This window comes from Pseudomonas sp. AA-38, from assembly GCF_029457475.1.
GTDB lineage: Bacteria > Pseudomonadota > Gammaproteobacteria > Pseudomonadales > Pseudomonadaceae > Aquipseudomonas.
The window spans coordinates 318,135-336,019 of the sequence record NZ_CP120359.1; the positions used below are offsets into that span (position 1 = coordinate 318,135).

The window sequence follows — 17,885 nt, forward strand, 5'->3', positions numbered from 1 at the left end:
TGCGGCTGCTTATATGCAGGCGAAGGTGCCTTGTGCCTTGGCGACCAGCTTGTCGCCCTGCAGCACTTCGGCTTCCACTACCTGGGTGCGGCGCCCGGCATGCAGCACCTTGGCATGGCACAGCACGCTGCCTTCGGACACCGGGCGGATGTAGTTGATCTTGCATTCCAGGGTCACGCTGTTCGGGTTGCCATCGCCCAGGCTGTGGCTGGCCTGGCCCATGGCGGTGTCGATCAGCGAGAACAGCGCGCCGCCGTGCAGCTTGCCGTGCAGGTTGCGCAGCTCATCGGTGAGAGTCAGGCGCACGCGCGCCTCACCGCCACCGACCTGGAGAATCTCCAGGCCGAGCAGGCGGGAAAAGGCGCTGCTGGCGCCTATTTCCTGTGCGTCGCTCATTTCTTCAACTGCTTGGCGTTGGCGAACAGGGCAGCCATGCCGCCAGTGGCCGGAGCCGGCTTGTCCTGGCTGGAATGGCGCTCGCTGCGCGGTGTGTTGCCGCCACGGTTGCCGCTGCTGCGCTGGCCGCCACGCGCACCCTCGACTTTCTCGCCGGGGGTGTCGCCCATGCGCATGGACAGGGCGATGCGGTTACGCGGGATGTCCACTTCCATCACCTTGACCTTGACCACGTCGCCGGCCTTGACCGCCTCGTGCGGGTCCTTGATGAACTTCTCCGACAGCGCGCTGATGTGCACCAGGCCGTCCTGATGCACGCCGATGTCGACGAAGGCACCGAAGTTGGTGACGTTGGTCACCACGCCTTCGAGCACCATGCCCAGCTTGAGGTCATTGAGGGTTTCCACGCCTTCCTGGAACTCGGCGGTCTTGAACTCCGGGCGCGGGTCGCGGCCGGGTTTGTCCAGTTCCTTGAGGATGTCGCCGACGGTCAGCAGACCGAAGCGCTCATCGGTGAACTTGGCCGGATCCAGGCGCTTGAGGAAGCCCGAGTCGCCGATCAGCGAGCGGATATCGCGGCCGGTGTCCTGGGCGATGCGCTCGACCAGCGGATAGGTTTCCGGGTGTACCGCCGAGGCATCCAGCGGGTTGTCGCCGTTCATCACGCGGAGGAAGCCGGCAGCCTGCTCGAAGGTCTTCTCGCCCAGGCGCGGCACCTTCTTCAGCTCGGCGCGCGAGGCGAAGGCGCCGTTGGCGTCGCGGTACTGCACGATGTTCTGCGCCAGGGTCGCATTGAGGCCGGAGATGCGTGCCAGCAGGGCGGCAGAGGCGGTGTTCACGTCCACGCCAACGGCGTTCACGCAGTCCTCGACCACGGCGTCCAGGCTGCGTGCCAGCTTGAGCTGGGAGACGTCGTGCTGGTACTGGCCGACGCCGATGGATTTCGGGTCGATCTTCACCAGCTCGGCCAGCGGATCCTGCAGGCGGCGGGCGATGCTTACTGCACCGCGCAGCGACACGTCGAGATCGGGGAATTCGCGGGCGGCCAGTTCCGAGGCCGAGTACACCGAGGCGCCGGCCTCGGAGACCATCACCTTGGTCAGCTTGAGGCCCGGCACCTTCTTGATCAGTTCGGCGGCCAGTTTGTCGGTCTCGCGGCTGGCGGTGCCGTTGCCGATGGAAATGAGGTCGACGCCATGCTTGGCGCACAGCTTGGCGAGGATCGCCAGGGTGCCGTCCCAGTCGTTACGTGGGGCGTGCGGGTAGACGGTGGCGGTTTCCAGCACCTTGCCGGTGGCGTCGACCACGGCCACCTTGCAGCCGGTGCGCAGGCCCGGGTCGAGCGCCAGCGTGGCGCGCGGGCCGGCCGGGGCGGCCAGCAGCAGGTCATGCAGGTTACGGGCGAACACGCTGATCGCCTCGTCCTCGGCCTTCTCGCGCAGCTCGCCGAGCAGGTCGGTTTCCAGGTGGTTGTACAGCTTGACCTTCCAGGTCCAGCGCACCACCTCACTCAGCCACTTGTCTGCAGCGCGGCCCTTGTTCTCGAGGCCGAAGCGCTCGCCGATCATCAGTTCGCACGGGTGCAGGGTGCCTGGCAGCTCTTCGCCGACTTTCAGGCTGGCACTGAGAATGCCTTCGTTACGGCCGCGGAAGATCGCCAGCGCACGGTGCGACGGTACGCCCTTGAGCGGCTCGTCATGCTCGAAGTAGTCGCTGAACTTGGCGCCTTCGTTTTCCTTGCCCGGTACCAGGCGTGCGCTGAGGGTGGCGTTGTCCTTGAGGAAGCTGCGCAGCTTGTCGAGCAGCGCGGCGTCTTCGGCGAAGCGCTCCATGAGGATGTATTTGGCGCCTTCGAGCACGGCTTTTACATCGGCGAAGCCCTTGTCGGCGTCGATAAAGCGCTCGGCTTCGGCTTCCGGTGCCAGGCTCGGGTCGGCGAACAGCGCGTCGGCCAGTTCGCCGAGGCCGGCCTCCAGGGCGATCTGGCCCTTGGTGCGGCGCTTCTGCTTGTACGGCAGGTAGAGATCTTCGAGGCGCGTCTTGGTGTCGGCCAGGTCGATCTCGCGCTTGAGCTCCGGGGTCAGCTTGCCCTGTTCCTCGATGCTGGCGAGGATCGCCACGCGGCGCTCGTCCAGCTCACGCAGGTAGCGCAGGCGCTCTTCCAGATGGCGCAGTTGGGTGTCGTCGAGGCTGCCGGTTACCTCTTTACGGTAACGGGCAATGAAAGGCACGGTGGAGCCTTCGTCGAGCAGGGCCACGGCGGCGGCGACTTGCTGCGGGCGCACGCCCAGCTCTTCGGCGATGCGGTTGTTGATGCTGTCCATAGATAAAGCTACCCACACTGGAACGACTAGGGTGGCCGCAAGCATGCTGGCCAGAACGAAAGCGGCGCATTATAAACACCGCATTCACGGCTGCTGAGAACCATTCGGGGAAAAATCTGCTAACAATGGCTGAGGCGCCCAGCCATGCGCCTGAGCGATAATGCCGCCACTTGCCGTCATCAGTACGGCTGCCCAAGGAGACGCCATGACCCAGTCCGCTGCCCCAGTTGCCGAAGGCGAGAAGATTCTCATCGTCGATGACGACGCCCGTTTGCGCCGCCTGCTCGAGCGTTTCTTCGATGAGCAGGGCTATCGGGTGCGCGCGGTGGAGAACGTCGAGCAGATGGACCGCCTGCTGGCTCGCGAGCTGTTCCATCTGGTGGTGCTCGACCTGATGCTGCCGGGCGAGGATGGCCTTTCCGCCTGCCGCCGCCTGCGCGAGGCGGGCAATCAAATGCCCATCATCATGCTCACCGCCAAGGGCGACGAGGGCAGCCGCATCCAGGGCCTGGAACTGGGCGCCGACGATTATCTGGCCAAACCCTTCAACCCGCGCGAGCTGCTGGCGCGCATCAAGGCCGTACTGCGCCGGCAGGCTCCCGTGGTGCCGGGTGCGCCGGGCACCGAGGATCAGAAGGTCAGCTTCGGCGAGTACGAGCTGTCGCTGGCCACCCGCGAGTTGAAGAAGGGCGATGAGGTGCACATGCTCACCACCGGCGAGTTCGCCGTGCTCAAGGCCCTGGTACAACATGCGCGCGAGCCGCTGACTCGCGACAAGCTGATGAACCTGGCCCGTGGCCGCGAGTGGGATGCTCTGGAGCGCTCCATCGACGTGCAGATCAGCCGCCTGCGCCGCCTGATCGAACCGGATCCGTCCAAGCCGCGTTATATCCAGACCGTTTGGGGCGTGGGCTACGTCTTCGTGCCGGACGGGAATAAATGAAGCTGCAAGCTGCAAGCCACAAGCTGCAGGAAAAAGCGGGCGGTACAACCACTTGTAGCTTGAGGCTTGAGGCTTGTAGCTGCACCTCCGGGGCTTGCCGCTCGTGAAGGCTCCTGTCTGGTTCCCGCAAAGCTTCTTCGCCCGTACCCTTTGGCTGGTGCTCGTCGTCGTGCTGTTCTCCAAGGCGCTGACCCTGGTTTATCTGATGATGAACGAAGACGTACTGGTCGACCGCCAGTACAGCCACGGCGCAGCACTGACCCTGCGCGCCTACTGGGCCGCCAATCCGGACGACCGCGATCACATCGCCGAGGCCGCCGGCCTCAAGCGCACGCCCAGCGATCAGGTGCCGCCCAACGAGCAACACTGGCCGTACAGCGAAATCTTCCAGCGGCAGATGCAGACCGAACTCGGCCCTGACACCGAAACCCGGGTGCGTGCGACCACGCCGCCCGCGCTCTGGGTGCGCGCGCCGAGCCTTGGCGACGGCTGGGTGCGGGTGCCCATGTACCCGCACCCCTTGCGCGGGCAGCGTATCTGGAGCGTGCTCGGCTGGTTTCTCGGCATTGGCCTGATTTCCACTGGCGCCGCCTGGATCTTCGTGCGCCAACTCAACGCCCCGCTCAAGCGTCTGGTGTTCGCTGCCCGCCAGCTTGGCCAGGGGCGCAGCGTGCGCCTGCCGATCAGCGATACGCCAAGCGAGATGACCGAGGTGTACCGCGCCTTCAACCAGATGGCCGAGGATGTCGAGCAGGCCTCTCGCGAGCGCGAGCTGATGCTGGCCGGCGTCTCCCACGACCTGCGCACGCCGCTGACGCGCCTGCGCCTGGCTCTGGAGTTCATGGACAACGATTCCGAGCTGACCGACGACATGGTGCGCGATATCGAGGACATGGACGCGATCCTCGACCAGTTCCTCGCCTTCATCCGCGATGGTCGCGGCGAGCCGGTGGAGGAAGCCGACTTCCCCGAGTTGGTGCGCGAAACCCTGGCGCCCTACAACCAGGGCAGCGAGCGCGTGCGCCTGTGCCTTGAGAGCATTCCGCCCTTCCCGCTACGGCGCGTGTCGATCAAGCGCCTGCTCACCAACCTGGTGGAAAACGCCCTCAATCATGGCGGTGGCGATGCGGTGGAAGTGGTCGCCAGCCTGGCCGGCGACCAGAACGCGCCCTACGTGGTGCTGAGCGTGCTCGATCGCGGTACCGGCATCGACCCGGCCGAGCTGGACAGCATCTTCAACCCCTTCATTCGCGGCGATCGCGCCCGTGGCGGACGTGGCACCGGCCTGGGCCTGGCCATCGTCAAGCGCATCGCCGCGCAGCACGGCGGTAGCGTCGAGCTGCGCAACCGCAGCGGCGGTGGCCTGGAGGCGCGGGTGCGTTTGCCACTGGGGTTGTTGTTGCCGCGCGATGCGGTCTGAGAACGGGGCGGCGGATTACCAGGTCAGGCTGTCGCCGAACAGACGGGCGTGTTGGCCGTAGGGCCAGGGGAAATTGGCATCGCCGTGGCCACTGGGCAGGTCGCCATACAGCGGGATGCCCAGTGGTGCCAGGTACTCGGCGAAGATTTCTTCGAGGCTGTGATGCACCCCGCGCCGAGGGCAGTCGGTGAAACTGCCCAGGCACAATGCCCGCGGCTTGCGCCCGGCGAAGCCGTGCAGCAGTTGCCAGAGACTGCGCTCCAGGCGGTAGTAGGGCTCGCCGACGTCTTCCAGAATCAGGATCGAGTCTTCTGCCAGGCGCAGCCCGGCAGGGGTTCCGCAGGCGCTGGCCAGAGCCGTGAGGTTGCCACCCTGCAAGCGGCCTTCGATGGCCTGTTGCGGGCCGCTGATATGTCGTACCGGCAACTGCCGGTGTTGCCCCGCGAGCAGACTCCACAGCGCCTGCATCGAGGCCAGCCGCTCGCGCTGGCCACCCGGCGCCGCCAGTGCCTGATGGCCCAGGACCGTGGCCACCGGGCCATGGATGGCCGGCAGCTCATGCCGGGCAAAGGCTTCGAGCAGGATCGACAGGTCGGAGAAGCCGATCAGCGGGCGTGGGCTGGCCTGCTGCAGCAGCGTCCAGTCGATATCCGCCACCAGTTGCGCGCAGCCATAGCCCCCGCGCAGGCACCAGACGGCGTCGATGTCGGGCAGGGTAAAGGCCTGATGCAGGTCGTCCAGGCGCTGCTCAGGCGTGCCGGCCAGGTAGCGGTGACGGGTGCGTACGTGCCGGCCCAGGTGATAGCGGATGCCCAAGACGTCGAGTTGGGCCAGGGTCGCTTCCAGCACCTCTTCGGCGATGGCCGAGGCGGGAGCGATCAGCGCCAGGCTACCGTCGAACGGCGTGCTCATCCGCGCCCCTTGGTGCGAGTCTGGCCGTGCTCGGCGTTCTTCTCCAGGTGCTCGATGATCATGCCGGCGACGTCCTTGCCGGTGGTGGTCTCGATGCCTTCGAGGCCCGGTGAGGAGTTCACCTCCATCACCAGCGGGCCATGGTTGGAGCGCAGGATATCCACACCGGCCACGTTCAGGCCCATCACCTTGGCCGCACGCACGGCAGTCATGCGCTCTTCCGGGGTGATCTTGATCAGGCTGGCGCTGCCGCCGCGATGCAGGTTGGAGCGGAACTCGCCGGCCTTGGCCTGGCGCTTCATCGCCGCGATCACCTTGTCGCCGACCACGAAGCAGCGAATGTCGGCGCCGCCGGCCTCGCTGATATATTCCTGCACCATGATGTCCTGCTTGAGGCCGAGGAAGGCCTCGATCACCGACTCGGCGGCCTTGTGCGTCTCGGCCAGCACCACACCCATGCCCTGAGTGCCCTCCAGCACCTTGATCACCAGCGGCGCGCCGCCGACCATCTGGATCAGGTCGGGAATGTCGTCCGGCGAGTGAGCGAAACCGGTCACCGGCAGGCCGATGCCCTTGCGCGACAGCAGTTGCAGGGCGCGCAGCTTGTCGCGCGAGCGGCTGATGGCCACCGATTCGTTGAGTGGGTAGACGCCCATCATCTCGAACTGGCGCAACACCGCGCAGCCATAGAAGGTCACCGAGGCGCCGATGCGCGGGATCACCGCCTCGAAGCCTTCCAGCGCCTGGCCACGGTAGTGGATCTGCGGCTTGTGGCTGGCGATGTTCATGTAGGCGCGCAGGGTGTCGATCACCTGCATCTCATGCCCGCGTTGCTCGCCAGCCTCCACCAGACGGCGGGTGGAATACAGACGCGGGTTGCGCGACAGCACGGCGATTTTCATTGGGCACCTGATGAAAGGGATGAGGGCAGGGCGGGTTTGTCTTGCACGTAGCTCAGCGCCGGGTTGACCAGCAGGCCACCGGCGACCAGCGCCTTGGAGCCGAGCAGCACGCGGTAGCGCATGGTCTTGCGGCAGGCCAGGGTGAATTCCACAGGCCACAGGCGATCACCCAGGGCCAGCTCGGTACGGATCACGTAGCGGTTCTGTACCTGGCCATTGGAGCTCTTGATGCGTCGCACCGACACCAGCGGCGCTTCGCAGCGGTGGCGGCGCTGCACCTGGGTGCCGAGATAGGCGGTAAAGCGCACCCAGTCCTCGCCGTCGCGCTGGAACGGCTGGATATCGCTGGCATGCAGGCTGGAGGTACTGGCGCCGGTATCGATCTTGGCACGCAGGCCGATGATGCCGAGCTCGGGCAGGTTGATCCATTCGCGCAGGCCGATCACGCTGAGAGGGTCGATGTTTTTCACGACGACAGTGTTCCCCCGTGACTGACAGGGCCTATAGTTCCGCGCATTCTAGATGCGCTGTGTGACAACTGCATCAGGGATGCACGCATGAGCGGCATGCTTGAACCAACAGAGTGTGAGATGAGCGAAAAAGACGACGACAAGGTCAGGCTGGACAAATGGCTGTGGGCGGCACGCTTCTACAAGACCCGTGCCCTGGCCAAGGCGGCCATAGAAGGGGGCAAGGTGCATCATCGCGGCGAGCGTTGCAAACCCGGCAAGGAGCCCAAGGTGGGTGACGAGTACGTGCTGCGCACCGGTTTCGACGAGCGCACCGTGCAGGTGCTGGCGCTTTCCGCCGTGCGCCGTGGCGCGCCGGAGGCGCAGTTGCTCTATCGCGAGACGGAAGAAAGCATTGCCCGCCGCGAGCAGGCTGCGGCGCTACGCAAGGCCGGCGCCCTTGGCGTGCAGACCGAGGGTAGACCGAGCAAGAAGCAGCGCCGGCAGATCCATCAGTTCAATGAACAGCAGAGCGGCGGCCTGCGCCACCCCTGGGACGATGAAGATTTGTAGGAGCGTGTCAGCGCCCGCTGACGACGCTGATGTTGCCTAACAGCGGCAGCCTGGCCAGGCGTGAGGTGAACGGCAGGCTGATCTTCTCCAGCCACTCGCTGGCGCGGTAACCCAGCGGTGTGTAGCAGCCCCAGGCCATGCCGATCAGGCTCAGCAGCACGCCACCGACGAAGGCGTCCGAGCCCCAGTGCGCGCCGGCCACCAGGCGCGGCAGCATGCCGATCACGGCAATCGTCCAGACCAGCGCCAGGCGCCAGCCACGGGCGAAGAAGGTCATGAAGTAGGCCCAGATCATCAGTACCGAAGCATGGTCGCCGGGGAAGCTGCGGCTGGCGCTGTCCTTGAGATCCCAGCGCTCTTCCCAGGCCGGGAACATCTCGGTCAACCGGGCGCTGCCTTCCACCGCCAGCGAGGCGCTCTGGCGTTGCCAGCCCATGTACTCGACCAGGTCGGAAAACAGCACGCGAATCAGCAGCATCACCACCAGCATGGCCAGGAAGGCATAGAGCGCGCGGCGTACCTGTGGCCCCTCGAACACCAGGCCGGCCTTGAGCATCACCGCCAGCATCACCACACCGACGCCGGCATCCACCGGGCGCATGCTGCCGATGGCCCAGATATGCGCCCACAGCCCGCCGGCATGCACCGGGTCGTTGAGCAGGTGGAACAGCCACAGATCGAAGGCGTCCCACAGTTGCCGCGTAGGCTGCCACAGCCAACTGGCGAGCAGCAGCAGGCTGACGATATGGCAGGTCAACAGTGGTTTTGGGCGCCACTGCGTATTGAGGAATGGGGTTGGCATGAAAAGTCCCTTTGCAGAAATATGACGGCTCTACCCTAAGCGCGCGCATATTAGGCCCTTGTCTCGGGCATGCAATGTGACTTGGTGCTTGGTTCAGGCCGTGTTCAGGCAGAAGGCGCTCGACGTCCGGGCCTTGGTTGCAGAGGCATTTGTGCATAAAATCGCCAGCCTTTTTTGCAGACCCTGGGCAGACCGCCATGAACGACTTCAGCCAACGCTTCCTATTCGACGACACCGATGTGCGCGGCGAGCTGGTCGCCCTGCGTGAAAGCTATGCCCACGTGCTGGCCAAGCACGCCTATCCGCAGCCGGTGGCGCAACTGCTCGGCGAGATGATGGCCGCTGCCGCGCTGCTGGTCGGCACCCTCAAGTTCGACGGCCTGCTGGTGCTGCAGGTGCGTTCCGAAGGGCCGCTGCCGCTGCTCATGGTCGAATGCTCCAGCGCCCGTGAACTGCGCGGCATCGCCCGCTACGACGGCGAGCAGATCGGCGCCGATGCCGATCTGCAGAGCCTGATGCCCGATGGCGTGCTGGCCATCACCATCGATCCGGCCAAGGGCCAGCGTTACCAGGGCATCGTCGCCCTCGACGGCGTGGATCTGGCCGAGTGCCTGTCCAATTACTTCGCCAGTTCCGAGCAATTGCCCACCCGCTTCTGGCTCAAGGCTGACGGCCAGCGTGCCCGTGGCCTGCTGCTGCAGCAACTGCCGCCGCACCACCAGACCGAGCCCGAGGCACGCAGCGAAAGCTGGAACCACGTGCTGACCCTGGCCGACACCCTCAGCAGCGAGGAGTTGCTGGCGCTGGACAACCCGACCTTGCTGCACCGCCTTTACCATCAGGACAACGTGCGCCTGTTCGATGAGCAGCCCCTGCAGTTTCGCTGCAGTTGCTCCCGCGAGCGCTCCGCCAGTGCCCTGGCCAGCCTCGGCCAGGCCGATGCCGAAGCCCTGCTGGCCGAGCAGGGCGGCAGCGTGGAGATCGACTGCCAGTTCTGTAACGAGCGCTATGTGTTCGATGCCGCCGACATCGCCCAACTGTTCGCTGGGGCCGGCAGCGAAGCGCCGTCGCAGACCCGTCACTGATGAACCTCTCGCGCCAATAGACTGTCACTATTGGCGCTGGATCGGATCGGAGGCTGCCAAGCCGTTCGCTTTTCTGGCATACTCCCGCGACTTTTTTACCGTGTAGTTGCAGTTGCCCCTGTACTACACAACGTTCGGAAGACTCGGCCAGCGGCCGACGGGGATCCTCATGACGCAAGCCAACAATGCCGTGTACACCGACATCAGCGCCGCGCAACTGGTCGAAGAAGCCATTCGCCGTGGTGAAGGGGAACTGGCCGCCAATGGCGCGCTGGTCGTACGCACCGGCCACCGCACCGGCCGCTCGCCTGCTGATCGCTTCATCGTTCAGGAGCCGAGCACCGAGGCGCAGATCGCCTGGGGCAATATCAACCGCCCGTTCCCGGCCGACAAGTTTGACGCCCTGTGGGATCGCGTCGAGGCGTTCAACGCCGCCCAGGATCATTTCGTCTCCCACGTTCACGTAGGTTCTGCCGAAGCCCACTATCTGCCGGTGAAGATGACCACCGCCACCGCCTGGCAGAACCTGTTCGGCCGTCAGCTATTCATCAATCCCGAGACCTACAACCCGGCTGGCAAGGCCGAGTGGCAGATCCTCAACGTCGCCAACTTCGAGTGCGTGCCTGAGCGTGACGGCACCAACTCCGATGGCTGCGTGATCATCAACTTCGCTGCGCGCAAGGTGCTGATCGCCGGCATGCGTTACGCCGGTGAAATGAAGAAGGCCATGTTCTCCGTGCAGAACTTCCTGCTGCCGGAAAAGGACGTGCTGCCGATGCACTGCGCCGCCAACATTGGCGAAGAAGGCGACGTCACTCTGTTCTTCGGCCTGTCCGGCACCGGCAAGACCACCCTGTCTGCCGACGAGTCGCGTTACCTGATCGGTGACGACGAGCACGGCTGGGGCGAAGGCGTGGTGTTCAACGTCGAGGGCGGTTGCTACGCCAAGTGCATCGACCTGTCCGAGAAGAACGAGCCGGTGATCTGGAAAGCCATCCAATTCGGCACCGTGCTGGAAAACGTCGTGCTCGACGAAGAGCGTGTACCGAACTACGCCGATGACAGCCTGACCCAGAACAGCCGCGCCGCCTACCCGCTGGAGTACGTCGAGAAGCGCAGCGAGAAGAACCTGGGCGGCGAGCCGAATGCGGTGATCTTCCTGACCTGCGACCTGACCGGCGTACTGCCGCCGGTGTCGATCCTCAACAACGAGCAGGCGGCCTACCACTTCCTCTCCGGCTACACCGCGCTGGTCGGTTCCACCGAGATGGGTTCGGGCGGCGGCATCAAGTCCACCTTCTCCACCTGCTTCGGCGCGCCGTTCTTCCCGCGCCCGGCCGGCGTCTACGCCGAGCTGCTGATCAAGCGCATCAATGCCTTCGGCTCCAAGGTCTATCTGGTCAACACCGGCTGGACTGGCGGTGGCTACGGCGTTGGCAAGCGTTTCAACATCCCCACCACCCGTGGTGTGATCGCCGCCATCCAGAGCGGTGCGCTGATCGGTGCCGAGACCGAGCACCTGCCGATCATCAACCTGGACGTGCCCAAGTCGGTGCCGGGCGTCGAGACCAACCTGCTCAATCCGCGCAACACCTGGGCAGACAAGAACGCCTACGACGAAGCCGCCAAGGGCCTGGCCAAGCTGTTCATCGACAACTTCGCCAAGTTCGATGTCAGCGACGCGATCAAGAACGCCGGCCCGCAACTCTAAGCCGAGCCCCAAAAAGAAACCGCCTTCGGGCGGTTTCTTTCTTTTAGCGGCAAGCTGCAAGCCACAAGTTGCAAGTAAAAGCAAAAGCGGACTTTCGTTTTTGGCGATATGCTCGAAGCCGACTCGGTAGGCTTGTCACTTGAGGTTTGCCGCTTGTAGCTGCTTCAAAGGAGTGAAAGCAGATGTCCACCCTCAAACGCGTCTTCGGTTTCGATAGTCTGCGTCCTGGCCAGGAAGCTGTGATCAGTGCCGTGCTCGCCGGTCGCTCGGCGGCGGCGATCTTCCCCACCGGCTCGGGCAAGTCGCTGTGCTATCAGCTACCGGCCCTGCACCTGCCGCACCTGACCCTGGTGATCTCGCCGCTGCTGGCACTGATGCAGGATCAGCTTGCCTTCCTGCATGCCCATGGCATCGCCGCGGCCAGCATCGATTCGGCGCAGAGCCGCGAGCAGAGCGCCGAGGTCATGGCCCGCGCGCGCAGTGGCGAGCTGAAGATCCTGATGATCTCGGTGGAGCGCCTGAAGAACGAGCGCTTTCGTAACTTCATCGCTCAGGTGCCGATCTCCCTGCTGGTGGTGGACGAGGCGCACTGCATCTCCGAGTGGGGTCATAACTTCCGCCCCGACTACCTCAAGCTGCCCGACTACCAGCGCCAGTTCGGCATCGCCCAGGTGCTGCTGCTGACTGCCACGGCCACGCCCAAGGTGATCGCCGACATGCGCGAGAAGTTCGCCATCGCCGAGGCGGACGTGGTCACCACCGGCTTCTATCGCGCCAACCTCAACCTGCTGGTCGAGCCCGTGCCCGGTGGCGCCAAGCTGCAGCGTTTGCAGCAGTGGCTGGCGCCACGTCGCGGCCAGGCCAGTATCGTCTACGTCACCCAGCAGAAGACTGCCGAGCAGGTGGCCGAGCGCCTGCAGGGGCAGGGCCTGGCCGTCAGCGCCTATCACGCCGGCATGGCCCATGAGGCGCGCGAGTCGATCCAGCGCCGTTTCATGGCCAGTGAGCTGGAGTGCATCGTCGCCACCATCGCCTTCGGCATGGGCATCGACAAGCGCGATATTCGCAACGTGGTGCACTTCGACCTGCCCAAGTCGGTGGAGAACTACAGCCAGGAAATCGGCCGTGCCGGGCGCGACGGCCAGGTCTCGGACTGCCTTGTACTGGCTAGTCGTGATGGCCTGAGCGTGCTGGAGAACTTCGTCTACGGCGATACCCCGGAGCTGGGCGGGATTCGCGTGGTGCTGGAGGAGCTGCGTGCGGCGGGCGCAGGCGGGCAGTGGGAGCTGATGCTCAATCAGCTATCGGAGGCGAGCAATATCCGCGCGTTGCCGCTCAAGACCCTGCTGGTGCAACTGGAACTGCGCGGCATCATCGCGCCGCGCTATGCCTATTTCGCCGAGTACCGCTTCAAGCTGCTGCTGGAGGACGACGTGCTGTTGGCGAAGTTCGAGGGTGAGCGACGGCAGTTCGTCGAAGCCATTCTGATCAGCTCGCGCCGTGCCCGCACCTGGAGCACCCTGGACTTCGATGCGCTCTATCGCGACCACGGCGCCGAGCGGGCGCGGGTGGTCAAGGCGCTGGATTACTTTCAGGAAAAGGGCTGGGTCGAGGTGGAAAGCAAGCAGATGACCGAGGTCTATGCCGTGCTCGATGCCGAGTTCGCGCTGGACACCCTGGCCAGTGACCTGCACACGCACTTTCGCGCCCACGAGGCCAGTGAAATCGCCCGCATCCAGGCCATGCTCGCCTTGTTCGAGAGCCGTGAATGCCTGAGTCGGCGCCTGGCGCTGTACTTTGGCGATGAACAGGCGCCTGAGCGTTGTGGCCATTGTTCGGTATGCCAGGGCCAGGTTGCCACGCTGCCGCCAGCCCCTGAGCTGCCGCCGTTGAGCGCGCGCGATCCCCAGGCGCTGTGCGCCGCCTTCGTCGAGAAGCACCAACAGCACACCGGGCAGATGCCCAGCCACGAGTGCCTGACGCGCTTTCTCTGTGGGGTGACCACGCCGCTGCTGACCAAGCTCAAGGCGCGCCAGTTGGCCGGCTTTGCCGCGCTGGAGGATTACCCCTACGCCGAGGTTCGCGCCTGGTTGCAGGGCGGTTAGTCACAGCGCGTGCGCTTTGCCGTGCGGCAAACGCCATACTCGTCGCCGCGCCGCCTGCCCGTGTAGGGTGCGCTGCGCGCACCAAGGATTGATGTGCTCGGTACGCACGGCGCACCCTACGGAGTAACGCGCTGCCCTTCGCTCACTGTCCAGTCCACCAGTTCCTGCGCCAGGCGGTCGCCGGCCTGGCCGAAGGCGACCACTACCGCAGCCACCGAGGTATCGCTCGCCGGCTGGCTGACGCTGAAGCGGCGGCTGGCGAGGATGCGCTGATCGCGCACGTCCACCAGACGCACATCGAGCTGGATCAGCGCCTCGGGGCGGCCGTCGCGGTACTGACTATGGAAGCGGCGCAGATCGCTGACCAGTTCGAGATCCGCTTTCAGGTGCTGATCCTCGGTGCTCAGGGCGGCGATTCGGGCGTCGTCGTTGAAGGCGTCGAGCAGGCGCTGACGCAGCAGTTGCGGCGTGCGCTCGCTCCAGCGCGCGCCCTGGTAGGTGTTGATCTGGCCGGGCTCGGGCAGTACCACGATGCGTGTGCCGTCGAGTAGCTGGCCGCTGCTCGGGGTATTGATGCGTAGCGACCAGTCGACGGCGGGCGTCTGGCTTGGCAGCGGCGTGGCGGGCAGCAGGTAGGTGTCCAGCGGTTCGCTCTGCGGCAGCAGCGAGCAGGCACCGAGCAGGCTGGCCAGCAGCAGGAGGTAAAGACGCTTCATGGTTGGAACTCCTTGATGCTGTCGTTGCGCAGCAGGTAGCCGGCTGGATCCTGTTCCAGACGCTGCGAGAAGCTGCGCAGCGCGCCAAGTGTGTCGCGCAGCTCGCCGATGGCCGGGCCGAGCTGGCCGAGGCCCTGCATGCCACTGTCCAGCGCCTGGCGGTTGCTGTCGAGCAGCTTCTCCAGAGTGCGGCTGCTGCGCTCCAGCGAGGCGGTCAGGCGTTCCGTGTTCTCCAGGGTCTGGCTGCCCTGGCCGGCGAGCAGATGGTTGGCTGTGCGCAGCAGTTCGCCGGCCTCACGGGTGGCGCTGGCCACCTGCTGCAGTGCGGTGCTCAGTTCCTGGCGCTGCCCGGCCAGGCCGGCGGTGGCCTGTTCCAGATTGGCCAGGGTGCGGCTGACGTGCGCGGTGTTGTCGTCCGAGAGCAGGCGGTTGGCCTGATCCAGCAGGCGGGTGATGCCCAGCACCAGATCCTCGCCATTGGACATCAGCCGTGACAGCGGCGAAGGATCGGCGATGATCACCGCGAGTTTGCCGTCTTCGCCCTTGAGCAGGGTGCTGCCGGTGGTGCCGCCGTAGAGCTGGATCACCGCCAGGCCGGTGATGCTGGTGATTGCCAGGCGGGCGTGGGTATCGCTCTTGATCGGGGTGTCGCCGCCGACGCGGATGCGCGCCCGGACGATGCTCGGATCCCTAGGATCCAGGCCGAGGGCGATGACGTCACCGATGCGGATGCCGTTGTACTGCACCGCGCTGCCCTTGGACAGGCCCGTCACGTCTTCGTGGAAGACCACCTCGTAATCGCTGAAGGCCTTGTCGGCACCGACCTTGCCCAGCCACAGGGCGAACAGCAGGGCGGCGCCCACCGTGATCACGGTGAACAGGCCGATCAGCACGTGATGGGCTCTGGGTTCCATTCAATCGCTCCTGGCCGCGTTGGCGGCCTGTGCGGCTGCGCGTCCACGCGGGCCGTGAAAGTAATCCTGAATCCAGGTGTCGTCGCTGGCTGCCACCACATCCAGGCGGTCTGCGATCAGCACCTTCTTCTGCGCCAGCACCGCCACCCGGTCGCAGATGCTGTAGAGGGTGTCCAGGTCATGGGTGACCAGAAATACGCTCAGACCCAGGCTGTCGCACAGGGTGCGGATCAACTGATCGAAGGCCGCCGCGCCGATGGGGTCGAGGCCGGCGGTGGGTTCGTCGAGAAACAGGATGTCCGGATCCAGCGCCAGGGCGCGGGCCAGGGCAGCACGCTTGATCATGCCGCCGGACAGCGCGCTGGGATACTTGTCGCCGGCGCTCTGCGGCAGGCCGGCGAGGGCGATCTTGACCTGGGCCAGGCGCTCGGCGCTGGCCCGCGACAGCCCGGCATGCTCGATCAACGGCAGGGCGATGTTCTCGGTGACGGTCAGCGAGGAGAACAGCGCACCGCGCTGGAACAGCACACCGAAGCGCCGTTCCAGTTGCGAGCGCTGCGTGGTCGTCAGCGTGGACAATTGCTGGCCGAACACCCGCACGCTGCCCGAACTGGGCTGGCGCAGGCCGACGATGCTGCGCAGCAGCACCGACTTGCCGGTACCCGAGCCGCCGACCACGCCGAGGATCTCGCCACGGTACAGGTCGAGATCCAGATGCTGGTGCACCACCTGGCTGCCGAAGCGATTGCCCAGGTCGCGTACCTCGATGATGCTTTCCCGGCTCACCAGCCCATCTCCATGAGAAACAGCGCCGCCAGGGCGTCGAGCAGAATCACCACGAAGATCGACTGCACCACCGCCGAGGTGGTGTGCTCACCCACCGACTGCGCGCTGCCGCTGACCTTGAAGCCCTCCAGGCAACCGATCAGGGCGATCAGGAAGGCGAAGATCGGCGCCTTGAGGATGCCTACCAGGAAATGCTGCAGCTCGACGTTCTCCTGCAGGATCGACAGGTACATCACCGGCGGAATGTCCAAGGCCACCGCGCAGACCATACCGCCGCCGAGCAGGCCGCTGAGCATGGCGACGAAGGTGAGCATGGGCAGGGCGATGAGCATGGCCAGCAGGCGTGGCAGCACCAGCAACTCGATGGGGTCGAGGCCGAGGGTACGGATGGCGTCGATCTCCTCGTTGGCCTTCATCGAGCCGATCTGCGCGGTGAAGGCGTTGGCGGTACGGCCGGCGAGCAGGATGGCGGTGAGCAGCACGCCGAACTCACGCAGGAAGGAGAAGGCCACCAGGTTCACGGTGTAGATGCTGGCGCCGAAGTCGGCGAGGATGGTGGCGCCGAGAAAGGCCACCACCGCGCCGACCATGAAGGTCAACAGGGCGACGATGGGTACGGCATTGAGGCCGCATTGTTCCAGGTTGGCCAGCAGCGCCGTGACGCGCCAGCTTCGCGGCCGCAGCAGCGATGCCAGCAGGCTGCTCAGGGCCAGCCCGATGAAACCGAGCAGGGCGGTGGTCTGCTCCCACATCTCCTGCATTTCCACGCCGATATGCCCCAGCACTTCGCGCATGGCCGAGGGCTTGGCGTGCTCCACCGGCGGTTCTTCACCGGCCATGGCGTCGGCCACGGCCAGCAGCAGGGCGCGGCGCTGCTCGCTGAGTTCGGCCTGCAGGCTCAACTGGCGCAGGCGCTGGCTGCCGAACAGCTCCACCAGCAGCCCGGCGCCGGCGGTATCCAGTGCAGCCAGGGCGCTCAGGTCGACGGCTTCCTCGCCTCGCAGGCGTTCGCGCAGAGCCAGCACCTGCGGCTCGAGCAGGCCGTAGTGGGCCAGCGTCCAGTCGCCGCCCAGCCGCAGGCCGCTGGTCTGATGCGAAGTCAGGTAGGGAGTGGTCATCGCCACAGCTTAGCGCCGCACGGGCGCCTCAGGCCAGTTGCGCCGCTCATCCCGCGCTCTGTGCCTCTTCCTGGGCCAGTTGCTGAATATAGGCGGCAAAGTCCGGGTCTTCACCGCGCAACAGGTGCGGCAGGCGCTCGCGGAAATCCTCGCGGCGGCTCCATTCGCGCATGTAATCCTCCCAGGAATGCCAGCGGCGCTGGCGTTTCGCGTCCATCTTCGGCTCGTAGAGCAGCAGGTAGGCGCGCTCGAACAGCGAGACCAGCATGTCGAAGATCACCAGCATGCGCTCTTGCTGTTCCTCGCTGAGGTTGGCGGTGGCGTGCTGGCTGCGCAGGCGCAGGTCCGGATTGGCCAGCACCACTTCGAGAAAGTCGATGTAGGCATCGGACACCTGCTGCCAGGTGGCGTCTTCCTCGTTCTGCCTTTCCTTGCGCTGCTCGACGAGGAACACGGTGATGGCGAACGGCAGCGCCACCACGGTGACGATGTAGGACAGCAGTTCCCAGGTGGCCAGGCTCATGAAGGTGCTCGCAGGAGGTTCGTGGCTGACTCTAACCACAGCAGATGCGGGATGAAAGAGGCTGTGGCCAAGCCGGCATACCCCGGGGGACGGCGTTGGCGCAGCCATGGCGCGGGCCGGGCATGGCGAATTTCCTACAAGATTTTGTATGAACCGGGCGCTGGTGGGGCTGGCAGGAGGCCAGTACACTTGTGTGACCCATATCA

Annotated in this window: 17 protein-coding genes; 6 read left to right on the forward strand and 11 right to left on the reverse strand. The window is 65.4% G+C overall.

What is annotated here, in order from left to right:
* Positions 1–9 precede the first annotated feature (9 nt).
* Together PVE35_RS01475 and PVE35_RS01480 are read right to left on the reverse strand one after the other, a co-directional pair.
* On the reverse strand, positions 10–396 hold the full coding sequence (locus PVE35_RS01475) for a PaaI family thioesterase (protein WP_277373555.1): 387 nt from the start codon (positions 394–396) through the stop codon (positions 10–12).
* Positions 393–2,720 (reverse strand): Tex family protein, encoded by a 2,328-nt coding sequence (locus PVE35_RS01480; protein ID WP_268179686.1) that lies wholly within the window; start codon positions 2,718–2,720, stop codon positions 393–395. The genes PVE35_RS01475 and PVE35_RS01480 overlap by 4 nt, the downstream gene beginning before the upstream one ends.
* 205 nt (positions 2,721–2,925) lie before the next feature.
* Here PVE35_RS01480 and ompR point away from each other — a divergent pair, with 205 nt between their 5' ends.
* Together ompR and PVE35_RS01490 are read left to right on the forward strand one after the other, a co-directional pair.
* Positions 2,926–3,663, forward strand: a complete 738-nt coding sequence (gene ompR, locus PVE35_RS01485; protein WP_268179685.1) for a two-component system response regulator OmpR — start codon at positions 2,926–2,928, stop codon at positions 3,661–3,663.
* Positions 3,664–3,766: 103 nt separating this feature from the next.
* Complete coding sequence (locus PVE35_RS01490) at positions 3,767–5,083, forward strand: ATP-binding protein (RefSeq protein WP_268179684.1); 1,317 nt, start codon at positions 3,767–3,769, stop codon at positions 5,081–5,083.
* Positions 5,084–5,098: 15 nt separating this feature from the next.
* Here the strand turns inward: PVE35_RS01490 and PVE35_RS01495 are convergent, their stop codons facing one another.
* From PVE35_RS01495 to PVE35_RS01505, 3 genes are read right to left on the reverse strand one after another with little or no spacing between them, the layout of a single operon-like run.
* Entirely contained in the window at positions 5,099–5,995 is an 897-nt protein-coding gene (locus PVE35_RS01495) for an LD-carboxypeptidase (RefSeq protein WP_277373556.1), read from the reverse strand.
* Complete coding sequence (gene rimK / locus PVE35_RS01500) at positions 5,992–6,897, reverse strand: 30S ribosomal protein S6--L-glutamate ligase (RefSeq protein ID WP_268179680.1); 906 nt, start codon at positions 6,895–6,897, stop codon at positions 5,992–5,994. Before rimK ends, PVE35_RS01495 begins: the two co-directional genes overlap by 4 nt.
* Complete coding sequence (locus PVE35_RS01505; RefSeq protein ID WP_268184413.1) at positions 6,894–7,301, reverse strand: ATP-dependent zinc protease; 408 nt, start codon at positions 7,299–7,301, stop codon at positions 6,894–6,896. The genes rimK and PVE35_RS01505 overlap by 4 nt, the downstream gene beginning before the upstream one ends.
* 186 nt (positions 7,302–7,487) lie before the next feature.
* Between PVE35_RS01505 and PVE35_RS01510 the strand changes: the two genes are divergently transcribed.
* Positions 7,488–7,919: a S4 domain-containing protein gene (locus PVE35_RS01510; RefSeq protein WP_268179679.1), complete on the forward strand. Its 432-nt coding sequence runs from the start codon at positions 7,488–7,490 to the stop codon at positions 7,917–7,919.
* A 7-nt stretch (positions 7,920–7,926) separates the two neighbouring features.
* Here the strand turns inward: PVE35_RS01510 and PVE35_RS01515 are convergent, their stop codons facing one another.
* Entirely contained in the window at positions 7,927–8,721 is a 795-nt protein-coding gene (locus PVE35_RS01515; RefSeq protein WP_277373557.1) for a phosphatase PAP2 family protein, read from the reverse strand.
* Between the two features lie 197 nt (positions 8,722–8,918).
* Between PVE35_RS01515 and hslO the strand changes: the two genes are divergently transcribed.
* The 3 genes from hslO (at position 8,919) to PVE35_RS01530 (ending at position 13,622) form a co-directional block, all read left to right on the forward strand.
* A complete protein-coding gene (gene hslO, locus PVE35_RS01520) occupies positions 8,919–9,806 on the forward strand; it encodes an Hsp33 family molecular chaperone HslO (protein ID WP_277373558.1) in 888 nt (295 codons plus the stop codon).
* A gap of 169 nt (positions 9,807–9,975) precedes the next feature.
* Entirely contained in the window at positions 9,976–11,517 is a 1,542-nt protein-coding gene (locus PVE35_RS01525) for a phosphoenolpyruvate carboxykinase (RefSeq protein WP_277373559.1), read from the forward strand.
* A 182-nt stretch (positions 11,518–11,699) separates the two neighbouring features.
* Positions 11,700–13,622, forward strand: a complete 1,923-nt coding sequence (locus PVE35_RS01530; RefSeq protein ID WP_277373560.1) for a RecQ family ATP-dependent DNA helicase — start codon at positions 11,700–11,702, stop codon at positions 13,620–13,622.
* 116 nt (positions 13,623–13,738) lie between these two features.
* Here PVE35_RS01530 and PVE35_RS01535 read toward each other — a convergent pair whose 3' ends face one another.
* Genes PVE35_RS01535 through PVE35_RS01555 form a run of 5 tightly spaced genes read right to left on the reverse strand, consistent with a single transcriptional unit; the run spans position 13,739 to position 17,679 of the window.
* On the reverse strand, positions 13,739–14,338 hold the full coding sequence (locus PVE35_RS01535) for an ABC-type transport auxiliary lipoprotein family protein (RefSeq protein WP_277373561.1): 600 nt from the start codon (positions 14,336–14,338) through the stop codon (positions 13,739–13,741).
* Positions 14,335–15,252, reverse strand: coding sequence for an MlaD family protein (locus PVE35_RS01540; protein ID WP_277373562.1), 918 nt, complete (start codon positions 15,250–15,252; stop codon positions 14,335–14,337). The genes PVE35_RS01535 and PVE35_RS01540 overlap by 4 nt, the downstream gene beginning before the upstream one ends.
* Entirely contained in the window at positions 15,253–16,038 is a 786-nt protein-coding gene (locus PVE35_RS01545) for an ATP-binding cassette domain-containing protein (RefSeq protein WP_277373563.1), read from the reverse strand.
* Positions 16,035–17,156 (reverse strand): ABC transporter permease, encoded by a 1,122-nt coding sequence (locus PVE35_RS01550; protein WP_277373564.1) that lies wholly within the window; start codon positions 17,154–17,156, stop codon positions 16,035–16,037. Before PVE35_RS01550 ends, PVE35_RS01545 begins: the two co-directional genes overlap by 4 nt.
* A 46-nt stretch (positions 17,157–17,202) precedes the next feature.
* Complete coding sequence (locus tag PVE35_RS01555; protein WP_268179664.1) at positions 17,203–17,679, reverse strand: hypothetical protein; 477 nt, start codon at positions 17,677–17,679, stop codon at positions 17,203–17,205.
* Positions 17,680–17,885: the final 206 nt, after the last annotated feature.

Coding starts and splice junctions, on each gene's coding strand:
- PVE35_RS01530 (WP_277373560.1), top strand. CDS start 11,700: ATGTCCACCCTCAAACGCGTCTTCGGTTTCGATAGTCTGCGTCCTGGC.
- PVE35_RS01475 (WP_277373555.1), bottom strand. CDS start 396: ATGAGCGACGCACAGGAAATAGGCGCCAGCAGCGCCTTTTCCCGCCTG.
- PVE35_RS01535 (WP_277373561.1), bottom strand. CDS start 14,338: ATGAAGCGTCTTTACCTCCTGCTGCTGGCCAGCCTGCTCGGTGCCTGC.
- PVE35_RS01510 (WP_268179679.1), top strand. CDS start 7,488: ATGAGCGAAAAAGACGACGACAAGGTCAGGCTGGACAAATGGCTGTGG.
- hslO (WP_277373558.1), top strand. CDS start 8,919: ATGAACGACTTCAGCCAACGCTTCCTATTCGACGACACCGATGTGCGC.
- PVE35_RS01515 (WP_277373557.1), bottom strand. CDS start 8,721: ATGCCAACCCCATTCCTCAATACGCAGTGGCGCCCAAAACCACTGTTG.
- PVE35_RS01555 (WP_268179664.1), bottom strand. CDS start 17,679: ATGAGCCTGGCCACCTGGGAACTGCTGTCCTACATCGTCACCGTGGTG.
- ompR (WP_268179685.1), top strand. CDS start 2,926: ATGACCCAGTCCGCTGCCCCAGTTGCCGAAGGCGAGAAGATTCTCATC.
- PVE35_RS01480 (WP_268179686.1), bottom strand. CDS start 2,720: ATGGACAGCATCAACAACCGCATCGCCGAAGAGCTGGGCGTGCGCCCG.
- PVE35_RS01550 (WP_277373564.1), bottom strand. CDS start 17,156: ATGACCACTCCCTACCTGACTTCGCATCAGACCAGCGGCCTGCGGCTG.
- rimK (WP_268179680.1), bottom strand. CDS start 6,897: ATGAAAATCGCCGTGCTGTCGCGCAACCCGCGTCTGTATTCCACCCGC.
- PVE35_RS01540 (WP_277373562.1), bottom strand. CDS start 15,252: ATGGAACCCAGAGCCCATCACGTGCTGATCGGCCTGTTCACCGTGATC.
- PVE35_RS01495 (WP_277373556.1), bottom strand. CDS start 5,995: ATGAGCACGCCGTTCGACGGTAGCCTGGCGCTGATCGCTCCCGCCTCG.
- PVE35_RS01525 (WP_277373559.1), top strand. CDS start 9,976: ATGACGCAAGCCAACAATGCCGTGTACACCGACATCAGCGCCGCGCAA.